The organism is Streptomyces sp. NPDC088116, from assembly GCF_044741745.1.
In the GTDB taxonomy this organism is placed as follows: Bacteria; Actinomycetota; Actinomycetes; order Streptomycetales; family Streptomycetaceae; genus Streptomyces.
Genome location: NZ_JBIUTF010000006.1, coordinates 442,093 through 463,321, shown reverse-complemented (window position 1 = coordinate 463,321; position 21,229 = coordinate 442,093). Strand labels below are relative to the sequence as shown.

Annotated in this window: 18 protein-coding genes and 1 tRNA gene; 8 read left to right on the top strand and 11 right to left on the bottom strand. The window is 69.7% G+C overall.

The window, feature by feature from the left end; all coding sequences use genetic code 11:
* Positions 1-174 precede the first annotated feature (174 nt).
* Genes ACIOJD_RS25495 through ACIOJD_RS25485 form a run of 3 tightly spaced genes read left to right on the top strand, consistent with a single transcriptional unit; the run spans position 175 to position 3,049 of the window.
* Positions 175-894 (top strand): (Fe-S)-binding protein, encoded by a 720-nt coding sequence (locus tag ACIOJD_RS25495; protein ID WP_401917772.1) that lies wholly within the window; start codon positions 175-177, stop codon positions 892-894.
* Complete coding sequence (locus tag ACIOJD_RS25490) at positions 891-2,363, top strand: LutB/LldF family L-lactate oxidation iron-sulfur protein (protein WP_401917771.1); 1,473 nt, start codon at positions 891-893, stop codon at positions 2,361-2,363. The genes ACIOJD_RS25495 and ACIOJD_RS25490 overlap by 4 nt, the downstream gene beginning before the upstream one ends.
* Positions 2,360-3,049, top strand: a complete 690-nt coding sequence (locus ACIOJD_RS25485) for a lactate utilization protein C (RefSeq protein WP_401917770.1) — start codon at positions 2,360-2,362, stop codon at positions 3,047-3,049. The genes ACIOJD_RS25490 and ACIOJD_RS25485 overlap by 4 nt, the downstream gene beginning before the upstream one ends.
* Before the next feature lie 53 nt (positions 3,050-3,102).
* On the opposite strand, the gene ACIOJD_RS25480 is transcribed toward ACIOJD_RS25485, so the two are convergent.
* The gene (locus ACIOJD_RS25480; protein ID WP_401917768.1) at positions 3,103-3,582 is read right to left on the bottom strand and encodes a DUF309 domain-containing protein; all 480 of its coding nucleotides are present in this window, start codon (positions 3,580-3,582) and stop codon (positions 3,103-3,105) included.
* A gap of 102 nt (positions 3,583-3,684) precedes the next feature.
* Here ACIOJD_RS25480 and ACIOJD_RS25475 point away from each other — a divergent pair.
* Positions 3,685-3,758, top strand: a tRNA-Pro gene (locus ACIOJD_RS25475).
* Positions 3,759-4,140: 382 nt separating this feature from the next.
* Here the strand turns inward: ACIOJD_RS25475 and ACIOJD_RS25470 are convergent.
* Positions 4,141-4,938 (bottom strand): alpha/beta fold hydrolase, encoded by a 798-nt coding sequence (locus ACIOJD_RS25470; protein ID WP_401917767.1) that lies wholly within the window; start codon positions 4,936-4,938, stop codon positions 4,141-4,143.
* 36 nt (positions 4,939-4,974) lie between these two features.
* Here ACIOJD_RS25470 and ACIOJD_RS25465 point away from each other — a divergent pair, with 36 nt between their 5' ends.
* Positions 4,975-5,595 (top strand): TetR/AcrR family transcriptional regulator, encoded by a 621-nt coding sequence (locus ACIOJD_RS25465; RefSeq protein ID WP_401917765.1) that lies wholly within the window; start codon positions 4,975-4,977, stop codon positions 5,593-5,595.
* 127 nt (positions 5,596-5,722) lie between these two features.
* On the opposite strand, the gene ACIOJD_RS25460 is transcribed toward ACIOJD_RS25465, so the two are convergent.
* Positions 5,723-7,123: an isopeptide-forming domain-containing fimbrial protein gene (locus ACIOJD_RS25460; protein ID WP_401917763.1), complete on the bottom strand. Its 1,401-nt coding sequence runs from the start codon at positions 7,121-7,123 to the stop codon at positions 5,723-5,725.
* A 617-nt stretch (positions 7,124-7,740) separates the two neighbouring features.
* Between ACIOJD_RS25460 and ACIOJD_RS25455 the strand changes: the two genes are divergently transcribed.
* On the top strand, positions 7,741-8,190 hold the full coding sequence (locus ACIOJD_RS25455) for a spore-associated protein (RefSeq protein WP_401917761.1): 450 nt from the start codon (positions 7,741-7,743) through the stop codon (positions 8,188-8,190).
* Between the two features lie 220 nt (positions 8,191-8,410).
* Positions 8,411-9,634, top strand: a complete 1,224-nt coding sequence (locus ACIOJD_RS25450; protein WP_401917759.1) for a cytochrome P450 — start codon at positions 8,411-8,413, stop codon at positions 9,632-9,634.
* A gap of 12 nt (positions 9,635-9,646) precedes the next feature.
* Here ACIOJD_RS25450 and ACIOJD_RS25445 read toward each other — a convergent pair whose 3' ends face one another.
* Positions 9,647-11,725 (bottom strand): BTAD domain-containing putative transcriptional regulator, encoded by a 2,079-nt coding sequence (locus ACIOJD_RS25445; protein WP_401917757.1) that lies wholly within the window; start codon positions 11,723-11,725, stop codon positions 9,647-9,649.
* A gap of 539 nt (positions 11,726-12,264) precedes the next feature.
* Here ACIOJD_RS25445 and ACIOJD_RS25440 point away from each other — a divergent pair.
* A complete protein-coding gene (locus ACIOJD_RS25440; RefSeq protein ID WP_401917756.1) occupies positions 12,265-12,966 on the top strand; it encodes a DUF6875 domain-containing protein in 702 nt (233 codons plus the stop codon).
* 109 nt (positions 12,967-13,075) lie between these two features.
* On the opposite strand, the gene ACIOJD_RS25435 is transcribed toward ACIOJD_RS25440, so the two are convergent.
* Genes ACIOJD_RS25435 through ACIOJD_RS25405 form a run of 7 tightly spaced genes read right to left on the bottom strand, consistent with a single transcriptional unit; the run spans position 13,076 to position 21,044 of the window.
* Complete coding sequence (locus tag ACIOJD_RS25435; RefSeq protein ID WP_401917754.1) at positions 13,076-14,125, bottom strand: LLM class F420-dependent oxidoreductase; 1,050 nt, start codon at positions 14,123-14,125, stop codon at positions 13,076-13,078.
* Positions 14,126-14,130: 5 nt separating this feature from the next.
* Positions 14,131-15,828 (bottom strand): class I adenylate-forming enzyme family protein, encoded by a 1,698-nt coding sequence (locus ACIOJD_RS25430; protein WP_401917752.1) that lies wholly within the window; start codon positions 15,826-15,828, stop codon positions 14,131-14,133.
* Positions 15,818-16,978, bottom strand: coding sequence for a CaiB/BaiF CoA transferase family protein (locus tag ACIOJD_RS25425; protein WP_401917751.1), 1,161 nt, complete (start codon positions 16,976-16,978; stop codon positions 15,818-15,820). The genes ACIOJD_RS25430 and ACIOJD_RS25425 overlap by 11 nt, the downstream gene beginning before the upstream one ends.
* A 26-nt stretch (positions 16,979-17,004) precedes the next feature.
* On the bottom strand, positions 17,005-18,036 hold the full coding sequence (locus tag ACIOJD_RS25420) for an ornithine cyclodeaminase (protein ID WP_401917749.1): 1,032 nt from the start codon (positions 18,034-18,036) through the stop codon (positions 17,005-17,007).
* Entirely contained in the window at positions 18,033-19,079 is a 1,047-nt protein-coding gene (locus tag ACIOJD_RS25415) for a PLP-dependent cysteine synthase family protein (RefSeq protein WP_401917748.1), read from the bottom strand. Before ACIOJD_RS25415 ends, ACIOJD_RS25420 begins: the two co-directional genes overlap by 4 nt.
* 5 nt (positions 19,080-19,084) lie before the next feature.
* Complete coding sequence (locus tag ACIOJD_RS25410; protein WP_401917746.1) at positions 19,085-19,981, bottom strand: oxygenase MpaB family protein; 897 nt, start codon at positions 19,979-19,981, stop codon at positions 19,085-19,087.
* A 40-nt stretch (positions 19,982-20,021) separates the two neighbouring features.
* Positions 20,022-21,044: a hypothetical protein gene (locus ACIOJD_RS25405; protein WP_401917744.1), complete on the bottom strand. Its 1,023-nt coding sequence runs from the start codon at positions 21,042-21,044 to the stop codon at positions 20,022-20,024.
* Between the last annotated feature and the right edge of the window lie 185 nt (positions 21,045-21,229).

Below are 21,229 nucleotides of genomic sequence, written 5' to 3'. Positions count from 1 at the left end.
CCGAGTCTGCCCCATCTCCCCGCAGTGTGTGCCGGCCACTTCTCCGTCGACTTGGCCGTCCGCTTTGTCATCTTTGTCATCTGAAGAAAGAGAACCACCCACCGGATGTCTGATGAGCCATCACGTCTGGCGGAGGTCTCGCGCGCGTCGCCGCGCCCGGCATATGCTCCGTCCATGCGTGCCGCACTCTTCGTGACCTGCGTCAACGACGCCATGTATCCGTCCACCGGGATCGCGACCGTACGGCTGCTCGAACGTCTGGGGGTCGACGTCGGCTTTCCCGAGGAGCAGAGCTGCTGCGGCCAGCCGCAGTTCAACACGGGCTACCGGCGGGAGACCGAGCCGCTGGTGCGGCGGATGACACGGGCCTTCGAGGAGTACGACTATGTGGTGACCCCGTCCGGCTCCTGTGCCGCGATGGTCCGTCACCACTATCCGAAGATCGGCGACACGGCCGCCGGGGCGCTGGCCTCGCGGACGTACGAGCTGACGGAGTTCCTGGTCGACGTGGTCGGTGTGACGGACGTCGGGGCGTACTTCCCGCACACCGTCACCTACCACCCCTCGTGCCACGGGCTGCGGATGCTGGGCCTCGGGGAGCGGCCGAAAAAGCTGCTGGAGGCGGTGCGGGGACTGGAGCTGCGGGAGTTGCCCGGCGCGGAGGAGTGCTGCGGTTTCGGCGGCACCTTCGCCCTGAAGAACTCCGATGTCTCGGCGGCGATGGGCCAGGACAAGGTACGCAACGCCGTCTCCACCGGAGCGGCGGTGCTGTGCGGCGCCGACAACTCCTGCCTGATGCACATCGGCGGGATCGTGAGCCGCGAGGACGCCCCGGTACGGCCGGTGCATCTCGCGGAGATTCTGGCGTCGACGGAAGAGGAGCCCTGGTCATGAGCGGTACGTATCTGGGGATGCCGGCGTTTCCGGTGGCGGCCAAGGAAGCGGTGGGCAACGAGACACTGCGCGGCAATCTGCGGCACGCCACACACACCATCCGCGACAAACGCGCCAAGGCCGTGGCGGAGCTGGACGACTGGGCGCGGCTGCGGGAGGCGGGCAAGCGGATCAAGGACCACACGCTGCGTCATCTGGACCGCTATCTGGTGCGGTTGGAGGAATCGGTGACCGCTGCGGGCGGGGTGGTCCACTGGGCCGCCGACGCCGCCGAGGCGAACCGGATCGTGGCGGACCTGGTGAAGGCCACCGGCGAGACGGAGGTCGTCAAGGTCAAGTCCATGGCCACGCAGGAGATCGGCCTGAACGAGGCGCTGGAGGCCGAGGGCATCTGCGCGTACGAGACCGACCTGGCCGAGCTGATCGTGCAACTCGGTGACGACCGTCCCTCGCACATCCTGGTCCCGGCGATCCACCGCAACCGGGGCGAGATCCGCGACATCTTCCGCGACCGGATGGCCGCTTGGGGCCGGGCGGCTCCCGACGGGCTGTCCGACACCCCCGGCGAACTCGCCGAAGCGGCACGGCTGCACCTGCGCGAGAAGTTCCTGCGCGCCAAGGTCGGTGTCTCCGGGGCCAACTTCATGGTCGCCGAGACCGGGACCCTCGTGGTCTTCGAGTCGGAGGGCAACGGCCGGATGTGTCTGACACTGCCCGAGACGCTGATCTCCGTCGTGGGCATCGAGAAGGTGGTGCCGAGCTGGCGGGACCTGGAGGTCTTCCTCCAGACGCTGCCACGCTCCTCGACGGCCGAGCGGATGAACCCGTACACGAGCATGTGGACCGGCACCCACGACACCGACGGCCCCCGGGCCTTCCACCTGGTGCTCCTGGACAACGGCCGCACGGACACACTGGCCGACGAGGTCGGGCGGCAGGCACTGCGCTGCATCCGCTGCTCGGCCTGCCTGAATGTCTGCCCGGTGTACGAGCGGGCCGGCGGGCATGCGTACGGCTCGGTCTACCCGGGCCCGATCGGGGCCATCCTCAGCCCCCAACTCCGCGGCACCCAGAGCGAGATCGACGCCTCGCTGCCCTATGCCTCCTCGCTCTGCGGCGCCTGTTACGACGTGTGTCCGGTCGCCATCGACATCCCCGAGGTCCTGGTCCACCTGCGTGAACGGGTGGTGGATCAGGGCGGCCGGGGGCACCGGCTGGAGAAGGCCGCGATGAAGGCGGCGGGCTGGGTCTTCGACCATCCGCGCGTGATGGGGCTGGGGGAGCGGGCGGCGTCGAAGACTCGCAAGCTGCACCCGTCGAAACTCCCGGGCACGGGAGCCTGGACGGACGCGCGCGATCTGCCGGAGATGCCGGCGGAGTCGTTCCGTGACTGGTGGAAGAAGAACCGCACGAACGACCGCACCGACGAGAACAAAACCCACGACGACCGGAAGGACAGCGGCACATGAGTACGGCTACCGGATCAGGCGCGGACCGGGAGCCGGGATCGGGATCGGGTCCGGGCTCCGGCTCACGTGAGCGGATCCTCGCCCGTATCCGTACGGCCGTGGCCGCCGCGCCCGACGCCCCGGAGCCCGCCCGCGACTACCTGGACACGCACACCGCCGCCGACCGCGTTGTCGACCTCCTCGCCGAGAACCTGGCCGACTACCGCGCACTCGTCCACCGCACGGACACCGACGGGCTGCCCGCGCTCATCGCCAGGCTCCTGTCCCGGCGCGGTGCCCGTACCGTCCTGGTGCCCCCGCTGCTCCCGGCGTCCTGGCTCTCCGCGACCGCCACCGAGATCGACCGGGTCCAGGACGGCCCCGAGGCCACGGCCCGGGATCTCGACGCGATCGACAGCGTGGTCACCGGCTGCGCGCTGGCCATCGCCGAGACCGGCACGCTCGTCCTCGACGCGGCCCCCGACCAGGGCCGACGCCGCATCACGCTCGTCCCCGACCATCACATCTGCGTCGTCGACGTCCCCCACCAGGTCGTCGCGTCCGTACCCCAGGCGATGCCCCGCCTCGACCCCACCCGCCCACTGACCTGGATCTCCGGTCCGTCCGCGACCAGCGACATCGAACTCGACCGTGTCGAAGGCGTCCACGGTCCGCGCACGCTGGAGGTCATCCTGGTCGAGGTCTGAGACCGGCCCGGACCGGACGGTGCTCACGTACCAAGGGGGAGGAAGGCGGGGCGTCAGGTCAGCCTAGGCGCCTCGTCGGCGGCGTCCACCGGCCCACCCGACTCCACCCGGCCCGCCAGCTCCCTGGCCCAGGCGACCAGCCCGGCGACATCGATGCCGTGCGGGCCGGAGCCCGTCCCGTACGCGGCGATCCCGCCCGCGCCCCGCAGCAGCAGGCGTGCCCCGCCCGCCGTATTGCCCCGGGCGGCGTGCGTGAGCCCGACCGCCAGCTGAGCCATCCCTCTCCACAGCGCCCGTTCCGTATCGGGACCCGACTTCCACGCGTCCTCGAACACCTCGTGCGCGTGGAAGGGCTTGCCCGCGTCCAGCAGCCGCTGCGCCTCCCGCAGGGTCTCCCCGGGCGTCCGGATCACCCCTTCGGGCTGCCGCTCCACCCCGGAGGCCCCGTAGGGCAGCGGACGCCCCAGCCCATCACGCGGCCGCGCGTTGCGCGCCCGTCCCTCGCTGTCACGGTCCCGCCGGTTCTCCTTCATACGTCGATTGTCGCCCGGGTGGGGGGCGTCTTCGCGCTGCGTGGAGTGAGGTAAAGTTCTCTTACGTGGTCGAGCGGGGAGCCCCCGCCGAGACCGGGTAAACGGGACGTGGCGCAGCTTGGTAGCGCACTTGACTGGGGGTCAAGGGGTCGCAGGTTCAAATCCTGTCGTCCCGACAGGGAAGAAGCAGGTCAGAGGGGTCCTTCGGGGCCCCTCTCGATCGTTCCAGGGATCGTCGTCTCACCATTCCTCACAGAGGTCGGCCGGGCAGTTCCGTATCGTGGACGACTGGTCCGAGTGCCCGGCCCACGACGACATCACCGTGTCCGACACCGCTTTGTTCGCCATCCAGGCGCGACCGTTGACCTGTTCGTCGTCGCCGGGGAACTGCTCATGCCGCGTGCCGTGTTGGACCGGCGGCCCGACCGGTGGGGCGGGCCTACGCCCAGCGCATCCCGGACGGCCCCACAGCGGCAGCCGAGCTGCCGCCGCCTGTCGTCCAAATGTATGAGGACATGACGTTGGTGACGGTCTGCCTGAGTGGTGCATCGGCGCCCATCAGATGGCGGCGAGGCTGTTGAGCAGGTGGCCAAGCTCCGCCGGCGCCTGAATGTGGGCCAGGTGGCCCTGGCCAGGCAGTTCGTGGACTTCGGCCTGAGCGACGTGCTGCCGCACGCTGTCGAACGACGTTCCGTAGGGGGCTGTTCCGCTAGTGCATTGGCCGATGATCAGGTCGACTTGCTCTGCCTGTCGCGCCATCGCATCCGGCGGCGGCGCCGCGTTGAGCGCGCGGAGTTCGGCGTACAGCGGTCCGCTCAATCGACGCAAGACCGCCCACCCGTCATGATCGACCCGGAGATCCTCGACATGTGCAGCGGAGAAGCCGGAGATCTGCCGATTGACGATCTCGACGCAACGATCCCAGTCGGCCGTCTCCTCTGCGATCTTCAGGTCCGGCAGTGCACGGCGTCCGAATGGCGGCATCACCGGCTCGTAGGCGATCACCTGGGGAATCGGGCGCTCGTTCGTGGTCAGCAAGGTGATCAAGCCGCCGTAACTCCAGCCGAAGAGCGCCTTGGTGTCTTCGAACTCGTCGAGGATCACGCGGAGATCCTGGACCTCTGCCCGCAGCGAGTACGCGCTGGTCAACGGCCCCGAGGGAGCACGGCCCCGGCGGTTTACGACTACCACCGAGGGCCAGGCGTGGATGGCACCCGCAACGCGGCGCCAGGTATGCGCATCGCTCATCACGCCCGGGACAACGACGAGGCCCGGAGCATCCGGCTCCCCGTACACATCGACCGTGACCCAGCTGTCCCCGCCGACTGACAACTTCTTTTGAATCGTTCGCTCCATAAATCTATTATGGAGCGAACGATCTACAATGCAAGCGTGACCGAACGCAACCGTGGACGACCACGAGCCTTCGACCGCGACCGTGCGGTTCTTGATGCCGCTCGCCTCTTCTGGCGACGCGGCTACTCCGGCACCTCGACCCGCGCCCTGACCGCGACCCTCGGGCTTTCCACCTCCAGCCTCTACGCCGCCTTCGGCAGCAAGGCCGGACTGTTCGAGGAAGCGGTACGGACCTACGCCGAGCGTTACCGCGAGATCTACCAGCAGGCTGTCGCCGAGACCGACGTCCGGACCGTCATCGAACGCATCCTCATTGACTCGGTGCACGAGTTCACCCAGCCAAGCGACACACACCCCGGATGTCTCATCAGCAGCGCCGTGATGACCGACAGCACGAGCACGCTCGATACCAGCGCCTACGTCACCGAACTGCACAGCTCGAACGAGCAGGCCCTCCTCGTGCGCATCGAACGAGCGATCCAGGACGGGGAACTGGCCACCGGCACCAACCCGGCGGTCCTGGCCGGACTCATCCAATCCGTCTGGCACGGATTGTCAGTGCGGTCCAACGGTGACGCGGCTCGCGAGGGGCTGCTCGCGACGGCGCAGCTTGCTCACCAACTGATCTGCGGGCAACTCACGTCACGAACGTCCTGACCCGCAACATCCGATTCCTCGGGACCAGTTGGGGATCACGGGGTCCAGCGGCGGAGGGGAGCGCGGGGAGCGGGTCCCGATATCGGCGCCCCGGGGCGCCGGGCGTGGCCCCGGGGCGCCGGCGGTGCTACTTCGTGGGAGGGCAGGGGGTGCAGCAGGTGGGTGCCCGCTCTACGCAGACGGTGACGGCGTCGGTGTTGTTGCCGGGGGCGGGATCGCGCTCGTTGCCGGTCGCGGTGGCGGTGTTGGTGACCGGGCCGCTCCGGGTGGCCTTGGCCCGCAGGGTGAGGGTCGCGGTGGCCCCCTCGGCGAGGCCGCCCACGGTCCACTTTCCGGTGGCCGGGGCGTAGGTGCCGCTGGAGGCGTGTGCGGACAGGAAGGCGAGGCCGTCGGGAAGCCGGTCGGTGACGACGACTCCGGTGGCCCCGTTCGGTCCCGCGTTGCGGACCGTGATGCGGTAGGTCACGGTCTGGCCGACCGTGACGGTGGTCGCGTCGGCCGCCTTCACCACGGCCAGGTCGGCTGCCGGCCTGACCTCGGTGACCGCCTCGTCGGACGTGGCGGTCAGCGGTTCCGCCGTCGGACCTAGCCGGTTCTCGTAGGCGGCGGTGGCGGTGTTGGTGAGCCGCTTGCCGGCGCCGGCGAGAGTGATGGTCACGCGGTACTCCACCGTGGTCCCGGCCGGCAGGGTCTCGGTGTTGGGCAGGCTTCCTCCCTGCGTGGCGGAAGCACCGTTGCCGAGCCGGAAGACGACCTCGTTCGTCTCGGGGTTGTAGGACGCCTGGTCGTCACCGTGCTGGTCGCTCTTCGGCCCGGAGTTGGGACCGTCGACGATGCGCAGGGACCCGGGTAAATACGTCGTCCCTTCCGGGACGGCATCGGTGAGGGTCAGGGCGTCGGCACCGCCACCGCCTTCGTTCCTGGCGGTGACGCGGTAGGTGATGACATCGCCCACCTCCAACGGGCCCACCGGGATCGCGGACTTGGTGAGGACCACGTACGGGGCGGTGCCGAAGAAGATGCCGTCGAGGAAGTTTCCGATACCGCGGTTGCCGCCCGCGGCGGAAATCGAGCGGAAGGCGAAACGCGTCAGCGTCTGGCCGGCCGGGACGGTGTAGGTACCGGTGTAGTACCCCCAGGCCGTGTTGCCGTCGGTGCACCTGCGCTGCTCGACCGCGGAGCCCGGCGCGCCGATGTCCAGCGCCATGGTGTCCTGCCCCTGGCGGCCGCGGTGGTACAGGCGCCAGTACAGCTTGGTCCCCGGGGTGGTCGGCAGATCCTGGTAGAGCGTGGCGACCTCGTTCGCGTTGAGTTCGGCGAACTGGGTGCCCTCGGCCGCCGGCACACCGTTGAAGCCCGACCGCCACAGCTCGATCATGTGGTCGGTGGCGGTGGTGCGCCAGCCCGGAACGCGTTTCGGCGCCTGAGTCTGCGAGGCGTCCGGCAGAATCTCGTAGCCCGTGACGACGGGCTGTTCGAAGCCGCCGTTGGCCAGGGCGACCCGCAGCGGTGCGGAAGGTGTGGACACAGTTTTCTCCCCTTTGGTTTCGGTCCTGTTGAGGCGTGCCGTCACACGACGTCACGGATGTGAGTCGCAGCGGCCCCGTGACCGATGGGAGCCGGGTCTCGTCGAATGCCGGGTCTCGTCGAATCCCGCATGCTCGCGGGGGAAGTTGTCCCGGCGCAGGTGCTGAGGCTGTGTGGCAGCGTCTCGGGCCTCCCCCTGGTCCGGCTCCTACTGAGAGTTGTTGCCTCCGGAGCGCTGGACAACCACCCTCGTGGAATCACTCGCCTGGCGTCGCGCCTCCGGCGCACGACAGGTGCCTGCGACTGCGACCGTGATCGCCTCCAGTTCACTCGTAGGTGTGGTTTTTCTCGGTGGTTCACTCCGCAGGCAGCGGAAATGTGAACGGACGTACGAGGTATCGAGGCGGGGCGAGTGTGGTGGCTTCTCGGCGTCCGGACGCGGCGCGAGGGTGATCTCCGGGGGCGCGCCGCGCGGGAGCGTCCGGCGGATCGAGGTGCCCGCCCAGCGCCTTCCGGGAGACCGCGGCACCTTCGGTGTACGCCGGGTACAACCATCCGGGCCCCTCGCGGGTCACAACAAGTGAGAGCAAATCGCTCCCAGGGGAACAAGGGGGAAATATGAGAATCGCACGTAATGTCGCCGCTGTTGGAGCGTTGACCGCGCTTGCGGTGGGTTCCGCGACCGCGTTCGGCACGACCGCTTCCGCCGCACCCAACGTCACACCGCAGGGCGTCTGCGGCAGCGCCTACAAGACCGTGAACTCGGCGGCCATCGGCTCGCTGGGCACCGTCTACCTGACCTACAACTCCTCGAACGGCAAGAACTGCGTCGCGACCATCCGCAGCAAGCCGGGCGCTACCAAGAACATGTCCACGTACATCTACGTCCCCGACAGCGACGCGTGGGCCGGGGACTCCGGTAGCTACACGTCGTACGCGGGGCCGGCCTACGTCTACGGCAAGGGCCACTGCGTGAGCTGGGGCGGCAGCATCGACAACGTCTACGTGTCGGTGGAGAACTCCAACTGCGCCGCCCTGAAGGAGCACCGGGTCACCGAGGTCCGCTGATCCGGCGGCTCATCACACGGCCGCCGGTTCCCGGCGGCCGTGCCCGCCACGGGACAACTCGGCCACCTGCCGGGCCAGGGGCACGTGCGCATACAGGAATGTGCAAGAAATGCCCCTGGTCAAAGGCTTGTTCGCATAGTTGGGTGGGCTGAGAGCGCGCGTCGCCAGGCGGCGTGGCGCCTCTTGGCCCACTGCGTCTCTGCGGCATTGAAGGAAGTTGATGGCCGACGCACACGTACTTCCGGACGACTGTGCCACCGTGGATTTCGCCGATCCCCATACGTTTCAGAGGTACGACCCGTTCGAGATGTGGCGGCGTCTTCGCGAGGAGAGGCCCGTCTTCCGGCAGGAACCCCGTGCCGGTCGCCCGGGGTTCTGGGTCCTCACGCGTCACGCCGACGTCCTCGATGTCTACCGTGACAACAAGCGGTTCACCTCGGAGCGGGGAAACGTGCTGGCCACCCTCCTGGAGGGCGGTGACTCGGCGGCCGGGAAGATGCTCGCGGTGACGGACGGGAGGCGGCACAGACAGGTGCGCAACGTCATGCTGAAGGCGTTCTCACCGCGTTTCCTGGAATCCGTCGCCGAACGGGTCCGGCACATGACCGACCGGCTGGTCGCCGAGACGGTGGCCCGGGGCGAGTGCGACTTCGCCCGGGATGTGGCCGAGAAGATCCCGATGGGTACGATCTGCCATCTGCTCGGAGTGCCGGAGAGTGATCAGGGCTTTCTGCTGAAGTTGACCAAGTCCGCGTTGAGTTCGGAGCACGAGGGCGCCTCGGAGCAGGAGTCGGTGCGGGCGCGGAACGAGATCCTGCTGTACTTTCTCGACCTGCTCGGCCAGGTGCGCGAGAAGCCGCGCGAAGGGGTTGTCACCGCTCTGGCGACCGGTTCGGTGGGAGACCATCCGCTCTCCGAGGAAGAGATCGTCTTCAACTGCTACAGCCTGATCATCGGCGGTGACGAGACCAGCAGACTGGCCATGATCGGCGCGCTGCCGGCGATGATGGAACACCCCGGCCAGTGGAAGCTGTTCAAGGAAGGGGAAGTGGGACTCGACACCGCTGTGGACGAGGTTCTGCGCTGGACCACGCCGGCCATGCACTTCGGCCGGACCGCTCTGGAACGGGTCACCATCGGCGGGCACACCGTCGAACCGGACGACATCGTCGTGCTCTGGAACAGTTCGGCCAACCGCGACGAGGAGGTGTTCGACGATCCTGGCCGTTTCCTGCTCGGCCGGACCCCGAACCGGCACCTCACCTTCGGTCACGGCCCGCATTTCTGCATCGGTGCCTATCTGGGCCGGGCGGAGGTCGGCGCCGTGCTGGCGTCGCTGCGCACCCACGCGGCCGGCTTCTCCCCGACCGCCGCACCGCGGCGTGTGCATTCCAACTTCCTGAGCGGGATCAGCAGCCTGCCGGTCGCGTTCACCCGCTCCTGAAGTGGCCGGGCGTCAGTGTGACTGCCGCCAACGGGCGTGGATCCGGGTGAGCGGCGGGAACGTGTAACGGCCGGTGTCATCGGGGCCGTTCAGCATCTGGTGGTCGACGAGCGAGTCGACCGCGTCCTCCGCGTCCGCCGGTCCGCAGCCCAGTGAGTCGGCGGCGTCGAGGACGGTGAAGGGGGCCGTACGGGCGTTGGCCAGGGTGAGCAGGGACTGCCTGGCGCGGTCCGGCAGCGCCGCGACGCCGGTGTCCAGCCGGGAGGACACGTCGAGGTCGCCGTGGACGAGTTCGAACAGCCGGGTCTCCTCGTCGAGGAGCCGGTCGGCCATCCGCGCCAGTGTCCAGTGCGGGCGGGTCGCCAGGCGCTGGCCGACGACGCGGACGGCCAGCGGCAGATGGCCACAGAGTTCCGCGATCCGGTCGGCCTCCGCGCGCTCGGCGAGCGTACGGTCCTCACCGGCGATCCTCCCGAGCAGCTGGACTGCCTGTTCGGTGGTGAACAACGACAGGGGGAAGTGACGGGCGCCGGGAACACCGGTCAGCGGCATGCGGCTGCTGAAAAGCAGCGCGCTGCTGAAGCCGCCGGGCAGCAGCGGCTGGATCTGCTCGTGGTGCGCCACGTTGTCCACGACCACCAGGACGCGCCGTTCGGCCAGAAGGCTGCGATAGGCGGAGATCCGCTCGGCCAGTTCCAGCGGCACATCCCGCTCAAGGGTTCCCAGCGCGCGCAGAAAACGGCCGAGGGTGGTGTGCGCCTGGTCCCGGTCCGGCAGCGCGTTGTGCATGTCGGCGTAGAGAATGCCGTCGACGTAGCGCAGCCGGCTGGAGTTGGCCACGCGTACCGCCAGGACGGACTTGCCCGCGCCCGGCGGACCGTACAGCGAGGCGACCGGAGCGGGGCCGAACAGCCCTGCCCTCGAACCGCCTTGGGTGAGATGCAGCAGCACCGGCCGGTGCTCGGTGCGCCCGACGAGGTCGTTGGTGTCGGGGGAGAGTTCGTACGGGCGCTCCACCTCGGCGCCGGACGGGCGGCGCTGCGACGGCACGGCGTCCGCCACCGAGGTGACTCCGCGCAGCACCGACAACTGCGCGGCCCGCAGTTCGGCCCCGGGCTCGATGCCGAAGTCCCTGCGCAGAGTGCGGTCCAGCCGGCTGAACAGACTCAGCGCCTCGACCTGCTGGCCGGTACCCGCCAGGGCGACCATGAGTCTGGCGTGCAGCCCCTCGTGCAACGGCTGATGGCGTACGACCGGGCGGAGTTGGTCGATGGCCTGCTCGTACTGGCCCGAGGTGACCGCCAGATAGCCGAAGCGCAGAGCCGAGGAGATCTGCTGCTGGCTGCACGCCACCGCGAGGGGATGCTCCCGCAACCGGGGCGAGAAACCGGCGAGTACCGGACCGGACCACAACTTCAGTGATTCGGTGAGGAGTTGAACCTCAAGGGTGAGATCACCGCTCAAGCGCGCGCTCTCGGCCTGTCTGGTCAGCTGACGGAATCGCAACAGGTCCAACTGATCACCCTCGACACGCAGTTCATATCCGCCGTTGCGTCGCTGGATGGCAGGTGTCCCGGACAGCGGGTCCTGGTGCTCGGCCATCAGGGCCCGCAGTCTCGACACATAGGTGTGGATGAGCTGGTTGAAGGAGTTGGGGGGATCCTCGCCCCACAGGACCTCGACCATCTCCGCCTGTGTCACGCTCTGGTTCGCGTGCAGGGCGATGAGCCCGAGAAGGCTCTGCTGCATCGGCGTTCCGGCGTGCAGGTTGGTCCGGCCCCGGGTGAGACTGAGCGGGCCCAGTATCCGCAGGACGAGCCCGTCATGATCGTCGTAACGGTCCGTGTCGTTCGATATCGTTGTCGTCCTGAAGTGCAGGAGCCGGGGTTCCTGGAGGGTTTCGGCGAGGCGCTGCACGGAGCGGGTGCGTGGCTCGCGCACCCGGCCCCGTTCGATCTCGCGGAGCGTGCGCAGACTGACGCCTGATTGCTCGGCCACCATGCGCTGACTCAGCCGCGCCCGGTCCCGGGCGTCTTTGACGACCTCGCCCAATGGATGCTGGTCAGAACTCGGTATGTATCTGTTGCCCACGGATATCCCCCTTTGCTGTCAGCCTCCCCGTGCTCGCCGCCAACACGGGTTGAGGGCATGCTGGTACATCGCGCAGTGAGGGACAACGGCATATCGCAGAGCGTACGACCTGCTCCCGCAGTACGCGGTCCCCCGACCGACGGTGTTTGCTGCCTCCGGTATTTCACATGGCTCCATGGCGGCGGGGAAGAGGCAGAACTCGCGTCTAGGGGCTGTCCAGTGGGCTGTCGCGACCCGTCGGTAATCTTCCGTCACGTGCGCGAAGCTCTTCGGAGATCACTCCGGCCGCAGGATGCCTTCCCATGGCGGAATGTTGACCTCCGATTTTGCGGCGTCTTTCGCACTTGCCAACGCCGCCCATGATTGCGCTCCGAAGCCCCGAAGTGGGCTTTCCGCGTGAATGGGTGTGGTGCCGGGGGGCGTCGAAAGGTGGGCAGAGGCAAGGAGGGCCCGCCGCATCGCCCAGGAAAATGCCACCTTCATGATCATTGCGACGTGTGCCGTACCTTCGGCCGCCAGGGGGCGATTGAGCCGTGCTGATGCGCGAGCACGACGACAGACTGACGCTGATCGAACTGGGCGATATGGGGCCCAGAGGGGTCCCTGAGGTGTTTCGTCCGTACGAGAAGCCGGTGCGGCAGATCATCGAATGGGCGTCCGCCTACCTCTGCCGGCCACACCCGGACCTGGGCCGAAAGGGGAATGTGTGTCCCTTCGTCCATACGTCGATGTCCAAGGGGCTGTTCTACCTCGCGGTGTGCCCCGGAATCCCCGGAAGTGTGGACGAGGTCGCGGAGGTGTTGCGCGGCTACCGCGACTGGTTCGTCGAACTGGTCGCCGACCAGGGGCGCGCCGCGCAGTACGCGACGATTCTCGTGTTGTTTCCGGACCTTCCGGAGGACGCGGTGGTCGGCGTCATCGACGAGGCGCAGAGTCTGCTGAAGGCCGATTACGTCTCACGAGGGCTGATGATCGGGGAGTTCCATGACGGCCCGCCGGTCAAGGGCGGGTTGTGGAATCCCGAATTCCGCCCGCTGTGCAGCCCCGTTCCGCTGCTCGCGGTCCGTCACATGGTGCCGACGGACTTTCCGTTCCTCAAGGACGATGCCGGTTCTCTGCGTGAATATCTCAGGCGGCATGGACGAAATCTCCCACCCCAGGCGAAGGGCGAGGCCGTGGAGGCGGCGGCACGCCTGGGGCTCACGACGGATTTCATGGAGCCACGGGAAGAAGACTGTTAGCGCCAGGCCCTGTCCGGCGGATCTTCGCGAGCCCGCGAAGATCCGCCGGACAGGGCCGAAGGGCCCTCCCGGCCGGTGCCGAGCAGATTCGGCGGCCGGTGCGCGGTGCTCAGCCGCACAGGTCCTTGAGCCGCCCCAGCAGGCCGGCCTCCGACTCGCCGTCCCCGGGTACCGGGATCACCTGTAGGTGGGTCACTCCCGCCGCGCGGTAGGCGTCGATCCGGTCCTTCACGTAACTCTCCGGACCGCACAGGGTCGTGGCCTCCAGGAGCCCGTCCGGGACCGCGGACGCCGCACCCCGGCGGTCGCCGCTCCGGTAGAGCCGGGCGACGGCTGCGGCCTGCGCGGCGTACCCGTAGCGGCAGACGAGATCGTAGTAGTAGTTGTGCCCGGGTGCCCCCATGCCCCCGATGAACAGGGCGAGTTGCTGACGCGCCAGCTCCCTGGCCCGAGCCGCGTCGGGGCCGATGGACACCAGTCCGCCGGCGGAGATCCGCAGGGGTCCGAGGAGCGGATCCCGCGCCGACGCTCCTTCCCGCAGCTCCTTGCCCCATACGGCATCGCACCACTCGGGCACGAAGAACATGGGGAGCCAGCCGTCCGCGTTCTCCGCGGTCATCCGCACATTGCGCGGGCCGAGAGCCGCCACCCAGATCGGCACGGCGGAGCGGACGGGCGGCGTCATGAGACGCATCGGCGCGCCCAGTCCCGTACCGCCGCCGGCTTCCGCGGGCAGCGGTATCCGCAGCGTCCGGCCGTGGTGGACCACGGGCTCCTGCCGCTTCCACAGCGCCCGCATCACCTCGATGGTCTCGCGCGTGCGCGCCACGGGCGCCTGGTAGGGGACGCCGTGCAGTCCTTCGACGACACGCGGGCCGGAGGTGCCGAGTCCCAGGTGACACCGCTGCCCTGACAGAGCGTCAACACCCGCCGCGGTCATGGCCAGTACGGCCGGGGTACGGGAGAAGACGGAGAGGATGCCCGAGCCGATCTCCACCCGGTCGGTGCGACCGGCGATGTACCCCATGAAGCTGGGGGCGTCGAAACCGTACGCCTCGGGCACCCAGACGAGGTCGAGTCCCGCCTCTTCCAGCTCCCGGACCTGTCCCGCGGCCGCGACGATGTCGCGGTCGTAGCGCAGTTGCATGGACAGCTTCATGGCGGTCACCGGCCTTCGGGGGCCGGAACAAGGCTCCGGTCGGAAGGAGGCGTGGCGCCGTCGTGGAGCTGCCGGAACGCGCCCCGGACCATCAGCTCCCGCACCCGGAACTTCTGGATCTTCCCGGAGGCGGTGAGCGGGAAATCGTCCGTCACGTACCACCGCACCGGGATCTTGTACGGCGAAAGGCGGGCACGACACGCCTCCAGGACGGCTCGCAGATCGACGGCCGCGCCGGCCGCCGGCTGGAGGACGGCGGCGACGACCTCGCCCCAGATGTCGTCGGGGACACCCACCACCGCGGCCTCCCGTACACCGGGGACAGCGGCCAGGACATCCTCGATGGAGCCGGGGGAGATGTTCTCGCCGCCCCGGATGATGAGGTCGCCCAGCCGCCCTTCGATGCGCAGGGTGCCTGCCGCGTTCAGGCTGCCGAGGTCGCCGGTGTGCAGCCAGCCGTCCGCGTCGACCTTGCCGGCGGTCGCCGCCGGATCGCCGTAGTAGCCGATCATCTGCTGGTAGCCCCGTGCGCAGATCTCCCCCGTCACACCGAGCGGCTGATCACCGCCCGAGTCCGGATGGACGATCTTGCACTCGACGTGCGGCAGCGGCCTGCCGACGGTGTTCGTCTTGTCCGTGAGGCTGTCATCGGGCCGGGTGAGGGTGAGCACCGAGGCCAGTTCCGTCTGGCCGTAGAGGTTGAACACGGTGGTGGAGAACAACTTCTCCGTCTCCGCGATCAATTGGGCCCTGACCGGGGCCGCGCCGGTGAGAACCGCGGACAGGGACACCGCCGTGGGGACGCCGCGTGCGGCCTCGTTGAGGGCGCCGAGGACCGTGGGGACGCTGGTCAGCACAGCTCCGGGCCGCTGCCGCAGGATGTCCAGCAGCGACGTGGGATCGAAGCGTTCCTGGAGGACGAACGTGCCGCCGCTCCACAGCGGGCCCAGGCACGAGATGACGCAGCCGGCGGTGTGGAACATCGGCAGCGGGGAGACGACGGTGGCCTGGTGCGGAACGCCCAGGGCCGCGAAGGTCAGCCGGGAGACATTGACCACCGCCTCGTGCGAGAGCAGCACGGCCTTGGGTGCGCCCGTGGTGCCGGAGGTGAACTGGATCTGGGCGGGGACGCCGGCCGCGACGATGTCGTGTTCCGACGGCAACTCCCCGGTGTCCCGCAGGTCCTCCCACGCGGACAGTGGGACGACGTGCCGCAGGTGCGGCAGTCCGGGGGCGACATCGCGGGCCACGGCCGCCATGTTGTAGGCGCGGTTGCGGTCCGCGTGGACGAGCATGCACGCCTCGGAGACACGGAGGGCGTGCTCCAACTCCCCGGCGCGCAGCGCGGGGTTCAACGTCACCAAGGTCGTGCCCGCCAGGGCCGCCGCGTAGGCGAAGACCGGCCAGCGGGCGACGCTCGGAGCCCACAGCGCGACCCGGCTGCCCAGGGGCACCAGGCGGCGGATGCCCGCCGCGACGCTCCGCGCCTCGGCGAGCAGTTCGGCGTACGTCCAGCTCTGTGGCGCGGCCGTACCGTCGGGGATGCCCGTCAGCGCGGTCGTCTCCGGGTATGTGGCGGCGGTCTCGCGCAGCAGACGGCCGACCGTGCCGGGGGCGAGCGGGACCGAGGTGTCCGCGGGGCGGAAGGACGTGCCGGGCACCCCTTCGCGGGGGCGCTGGTCCGAGGGGGCGCTACGTGGCACGGGGGCTCCTTGGGCGGTCGAGTTCTGCGAGGACTTCGGTGGTGTGCTCGCCGTGGGAGGGAGCCGCGCGGCGCAGGGATTCGAGTCCTGCCCCGAAGAGCACCGGGAACCTGACTTGTGCGCGAGGCACCTCGGTCACCGAGCCCGGCAGGGTCCCGACGAGGTCGCGGGCCCGCACATGGGGGTCCTGGAGGAATTCGGTCCCGGACTCGTAGACCGGCGCCCAGGGCACATCCAGCTCGGACAGACGCGCGGACCACCAGGGAAGCGGGCGCCGGGCGAACACGTCGGCCAGCAGTGCCCGCACGGCGCCCTTGTCGCGTGTGCGGTCCGCCCGGCTGTCCCACGTGTCGTCGGCGAGGGCGGGAAAATCCGCGGCGAAGCAGCGCCGGAAATTCAGCCAGAACTTGTCCTCGAAGGTGGCGAGGGTGAGCCTTCGGCCGTCGGACAGCACGAACACGTCGTTGTCCCCGGTGACGAGAGGGCTGTCGGCGGGCGTGCCGAGGGCCGAGGACGACAGCGCCAGCGGAGCCGCCCACGCCGCGGCGGCCTCGTGCAGGGAGACGTCCAGATGCTGTCCCTCGCCGGTCGCCCTGGCCCCGAGGACCGCGACAGTCGTGGCCAGCGCGGCGTACAGGGAGCCGGCCATGTCGCCGACGCGCAGCCCGATCCGGTCCACCAGCCCCTCGGCGCGGTGGGGTATGGCGAAGAACCCGGACAGCGCGAGGAAGTTCAGGTCGTGTCCCGGGCGGTGGGCGTACGGGCCGCTCTGGCCGAAGCCGGTGATCGAGCAGAGCACCACGGCGGGGTTGGCGGTGCGCAGCCGTTCGTAGTCCAGCCCCATGGCGGCCAGGACACCGGGGCGGTAGCTCTCCACGACGGCGTCACTGTTCTCGACGAGACGCAGCAGCGTGTCCCGCCCGGCCGCCTCCCGCAGATCCAGGACGACGGAGCGCTTGTTGCGGTTGAGCGCGGCGAAGGTGTCCGGGTCCACCTGCCTGCCGTAGTCACCGCCCTGCGGGCTCTCGACCTTGATCACATCGGCGCCGAGGTCGGCCAGCGCCAGGGTGGCGAAGCCCCCGGGCAGCAGCCGGGACAGGTCCAGGACACGTACTCCGGAGAGACCGGGCCAGTGCGGCGGGCGGTCCATCGGCACTCCTTTCTGGAGGGTGCGGGTCAGCGGGGCAGGGCCAGGCCCAGTCCGCGCTCGCGCGCTCGCCGGTACACGGCCGCCGCCACCGCGATGTCGTGGACGCCCATGCCGAACGGGTTGATCACCACACGCTCGTGGTCCGTCACCGGCCGGTCGTAGCCGCCGCGGAGCAGAGAGGGCAGCTCGGCATCCACACTCCGGCCGCCCTCGGGGGCCTCCTTGCCCGGCGCGCCGACCAGGCCGTTTCCGGCGAGGACGCCGAGCAGCCGGTGGTGGTCGTCGGCCACCAGCTCCCAGTCGTCGACGAACAGGTGGTCGCAGCCGAGCAGCAGACTCCGCGCCGCGTCGTCCAGCGAGACATTGACGAAGGTCGCTCCCGCCGGCAGCCAGTCCAGCTCGACGTACGGCTCGGTCGTGGTGGTCACGGCAATCGTCAACTCGGCCCGCTCGACCGCTTCACGGGCCCGCGCGGCCACACTCACCCCGGCCCGAGGGTGGGCATCTCCCAGGGCAGCCGCCAGTTGTCCGGCCCGTGCGGCGTCCCGGTCGAAGAGGACGATCTCGCGTACCGCCGGGAAGGCCGCCATCAGCATGCCCGCGTGGACCTCGGCCTGTCGTCCGCAGCCGAGGAACGCCACACGGGTGATCCGCGTCTCGTCCCGTACGGCCCGCACCGCTGCGAGCGAGACGCCCGCGGTCCGCAGAGCGCTGATCAGCCCGCCCTCCATGACGCACACCGGACGGGCCGTCTGCGGATCGTTGAGCACGATCAGGCCGGCGGCACGCGGCAGGCCCCGTGCCTGATTCCCCAGCGAGGCGTTGATGATCTTGCACCCGTAGGCGTCACCCGCCCAGGCGGGCAGGATGAGGCTGCGGGCCGAGTCGCCCGACGCGGTGGTCCACCGCAGGGCGGCCTCGGGGGACAGCCCGGCCTCCGCGCGGCCGAGGGCGGCCAGGGTCTCCTCGACCAGGCCGATCACGGACAGGTCGGCGCACAACCGCTGTACGTCCGTGCTGTCGAGGTAGGTGATCGGCTCCTGGGCCGGTGCGGTCACGGTGTGGTCCTCTCGTCGAGGCGGCCACGGCCCAACAGGCGCAGGGCCGCCGAGATCTCTTCCGACACCCCGGCGGGCCCGGCCGGGCCGTGGTCCGTGAGCCGGGGGTACTTCTCGCCGCTGTCGGGGCAGACACAGGCCACCTCCCGCAGCGAGGGATCGCGCTCCGCGTGGAGGACCGCGGCGAGCACCACCGCCCCGGCGCTGCCGCCGAGCGACAGCCCGGTGCTCTGCCGGATCCGGGCGCAGGCGGCGGCGACATCCGCGTCCCGCAGCCGTACCAGGTGATCCCAGTGGTGGCGCCGGACGAAGCCCGACACCCGCCCGGAGCCGAACCCGGCCAGTTTGTCCGGCCGGTACGCGGCGGTGCCGCCCAACGCGGCCGATCCCACGGCGTCCACGGCGATGACGCGGGTGGCGGGCCGCCGGACGCGGAAGTACTCGGCGAGGCCGGCGAGGGTGCCTCCGGTGGAGACCGCGACCGCGACCGCGTCGAAGCCGCCGTCCGGGGCGTCCTTCACCAGCTCCACCGCGGTCCGGGCCGCGTGCACACCGGGGTTGGCCGGGTTCGCGTACTGATTCGTCCATACGGCGGCGGGGTCCTGCCGCAGGATGGCGCGGACCGCGTCCAGCCGGGCGTCGACCGTTCTGCCGCCGGGCACCTCTCCCACGGTCACCACCGTGGCCCCGTGCGCGGTCATCCGGCTGACGCTGCTGGGCGGTGTGCCGGGTTCGACGACCAGTGTGCAGTCGTAACCGCGCACCGCGCACAGCCCGGCCAGCGCGATCCCGAGGTTTCCGGAGGTGGACTCCACGACCCGCCGTCCCGGGCGGAGTGTGCCGGTCGCCTCCAGGGAGTCCAGCAGAGCCTCGGCGGTACGGGCCTTGATCGACCCGAACGGGTTCTCGGCCTCCAGCTTGAGCCACAGTCGCGGGGAGGGCCGGCCGTCGAGCGGCACGCGCACCGGCACCAGCGACGTTCCGCCGATGCGCGGCTCGGCGGCGTCGGCCCGACGCGCCGGCGCGTATTCGTGGTCCGTCATCGTGTTCAGTCCCTGACGCTCTCTGCGGGTGGTCCCGGGCGGGTCGCGAGACCGGTGTGCCGGGGACCGATGTCGCTGATCCGGTAGCCCTTCGGGTAGCCGGGATACGTCCGGGCCGTCGGCCGGGTCATCAGCCGGGCCATCAGAGCGGGTGCCAGCCGCTCGGCCCTGGCGTGTCCGCGCAGGCCGACGCGGTTGAGGGCGCGGGCCCAGCCGGCAGGGCGGCCGATACCCAGGGCATCGCGGGCGACGCCGTCGAGGCGGCACGGGAGTGTGGCGGCGACCAGGGAACTGACCGGTCGCGGATACCAGGACGAGTAGAGCCGCATGACCGAGGCGCCGACGCGCCGGTTGCTGTCGGCCGGGCGGAAGTGGGCCTGTTCGTACTCCCGGTTGAATCGCTCGAACTCGTGGTAATCGACCGGCAGCGACCGGATGTTCATCCGGCGTCCCATCTCGACGTAGAAGAAGAAGCCGGCCAGCCGTTCCGTCTCGCTGAGCTCGCGCCAGGCCCACCGGTCGATCCAGCGGACGGGTTCGAAGACGAACGCGGACAGCACGTACAGCATGTCGTCGTTGGTGATGGGGAACCCGCGGTGGGCCAGGTTGATCTGGCTCAGCGCCTGGCGCCCGCGCTCGGAGTCGAGGCCGCCGCGTACCAACTCGCCCAGCAGGATGCGTGTGTCGTCGTAGCGCTTCTGGGCGCGCAGCGCGAACTCGTCGCTTCCGTCCAGCGTGGCGGAGATGCTGGGCACACAGCAGGTGCGCCAGATCGCGACCTCCAGCCCCCTGCCGTAGTCCCACGGGAACTCCGTGTCGGAGGAGGTGCGGTGGATCTCTTCGTGGTCCGCCTTCGGATCGAGAGTCCGCAGGTGTCTCAGCGTGGCGTACCGGTCTCGCATGCGATCCCCGATCACGGTGGAGGGAGGTTGAGGAGTGGCGCTACAAAGGGGTGGAGCCGGTAGCGCCGAGGATCTCGGGGCGCGTGGGGTCGAAGCGGGCGGTCTCGTGGCGCCACTGGAGCTGGCCGCTCGACCAGCTGCGCAGGCAGCCGACATGACGGCGCAGCATCTCCCGTACGTCCGGGTCGCAGTCGGGCGGCAGCGCGGTGTCCGGGAACTCCCGGCTGAGTTCCGCGAACCGGTCGAAGCGCTGCTGGATCATCGTGCCGACCGCGTCGGCGGAGGTCTGGAGGTCGGTGCCGTGCGCGTGCCGGTGCACCAGCACCAGGTTGTGCGGATCCCCCAGGCGGTCCTCCTTCTCGCAGGAGAAGAGGTCGTTGGTCCACAGATCGGCGTCCGACAGGGACTGGTTCAGCTCCGTGAGCTCCGGGAGCCGGTAGACCGCCTCCGGTATCTCCGCGTGGGTGGTGACCTCGATGAGATCCAGGTAGGGCATGAGCGCCAGGCCGCGCCTGCGGATGTAGTCCTCCAGACCGGGCACCCGTTTGTCCCGGCGGTTCTCGGCCTCCCAGACACACACGTCGAAGAAGGCACCGATGTGTTGTGCCAGCCGCGTGCGCCAAGTGGCCGAGGTGAGCGGGCGGGTACGGCGCCACAAGTCGTCGAAGGCGGGGTGGAAGGCCGTCAGGATCGAGTGTTCCGTCCCGCCGGGCGTGTACGGCGGGACGACCCCGTCGGGAGTGAGCCAGCCCAGCACCTGGTCGGTCACCATGCGCAGCCGTTCGGGCTCCTGTCCGAGGGCGGTCTCGTCGAACTGGTCGTCCAGGACCAGCATGCAGCTGATCCAGTCCGTCACCAGAGCCAGCTCGGCCGGACCCGCGTGCGGGTACGCGCGGGACATCAGTGTGCCGAGCAGCGAGCGTTCATGATGCTGTCGGGCACCGTCGTCGGGAGCCAGCCCGAAACGGCGGACGAACGCGCGCGTGCTTTCCTCGACCTGCTCGGTGTAGGGGCTGATCCCGGGGAGGAAGTGGGCGCGCAGCGGTGGCATTCGGAGGGTCACGGAGTCACCCGTCGTCGAGGAAAGAGGAATGGGGGAGCGGGCCGGACACCATCGCCCCCGCACCCGGGAATCACCATCGCCCCGCACCCGGGAATGTGCGATCCACGATCTGGGCCGCGGCCGGATTCTCCACGTCGACGGTCTTCCGCGTGAGCGCGGGTGAAATCCGGACGTACACATAAAGG

What these genes read in the sequence shown, in the direction of transcription:
- ACIOJD_RS25495 (WP_401917772.1), top strand. Translation starts at nt 175, where the DNA reads ATGCGTGCCGCACTCTTCGTGACCTGCGTCAACGACGCCATGTATCCG.
- ACIOJD_RS25490 (WP_401917771.1), top strand. Translation starts at nt 891, where the DNA reads ATGAGCGGTACGTATCTGGGGATGCCGGCGTTTCCGGTGGCGGCCAAG.
- ACIOJD_RS25485 (WP_401917770.1), top strand. Translation starts at nt 2,360, where the DNA reads ATGAGTACGGCTACCGGATCAGGCGCGGACCGGGAGCCGGGATCGGGA.
- ACIOJD_RS25480 (WP_401917768.1), bottom strand. Translation starts at nt 3,582, where the DNA reads ATGAAGGAGAACCGGCGGGACCGTGACAGCGAGGGACGGGCGCGCAAC.
- ACIOJD_RS25470 (WP_401917767.1), bottom strand. Translation starts at nt 4,938, where the DNA reads ATGGAGCGAACGATTCAAAAGAAGTTGTCAGTCGGCGGGGACAGCTGG.
- ACIOJD_RS25455 (WP_401917761.1), top strand. Translation starts at nt 7,741, where the DNA reads ATGAGAATCGCACGTAATGTCGCCGCTGTTGGAGCGTTGACCGCGCTT.
- ACIOJD_RS25450 (WP_401917759.1), top strand. Translation starts at nt 8,411, where the DNA reads ATGGCCGACGCACACGTACTTCCGGACGACTGTGCCACCGTGGATTTC.
- ACIOJD_RS25440 (WP_401917756.1), top strand. Translation starts at nt 12,265, where the DNA reads ATGCGCGAGCACGACGACAGACTGACGCTGATCGAACTGGGCGATATG.
- ACIOJD_RS25435 (WP_401917754.1), bottom strand. Translation starts at nt 14,125, where the DNA reads ATGAAGCTGTCCATGCAACTGCGCTACGACCGCGACATCGTCGCGGCC.
- ACIOJD_RS25425 (WP_401917751.1), bottom strand. Translation starts at nt 16,978, where the DNA reads ATGGACCGCCCGCCGCACTGGCCCGGTCTCTCCGGAGTACGTGTCCTG.
- ACIOJD_RS25415 (WP_401917748.1), bottom strand. Translation starts at nt 19,079, where the DNA reads ATGACGGACCACGAATACGCGCCGGCGCGTCGGGCCGACGCCGCCGAG.
- ACIOJD_RS25410 (WP_401917746.1), bottom strand. Translation starts at nt 19,981, where the DNA reads ATGCGAGACCGGTACGCCACGCTGAGACACCTGCGGACTCTCGATCCG.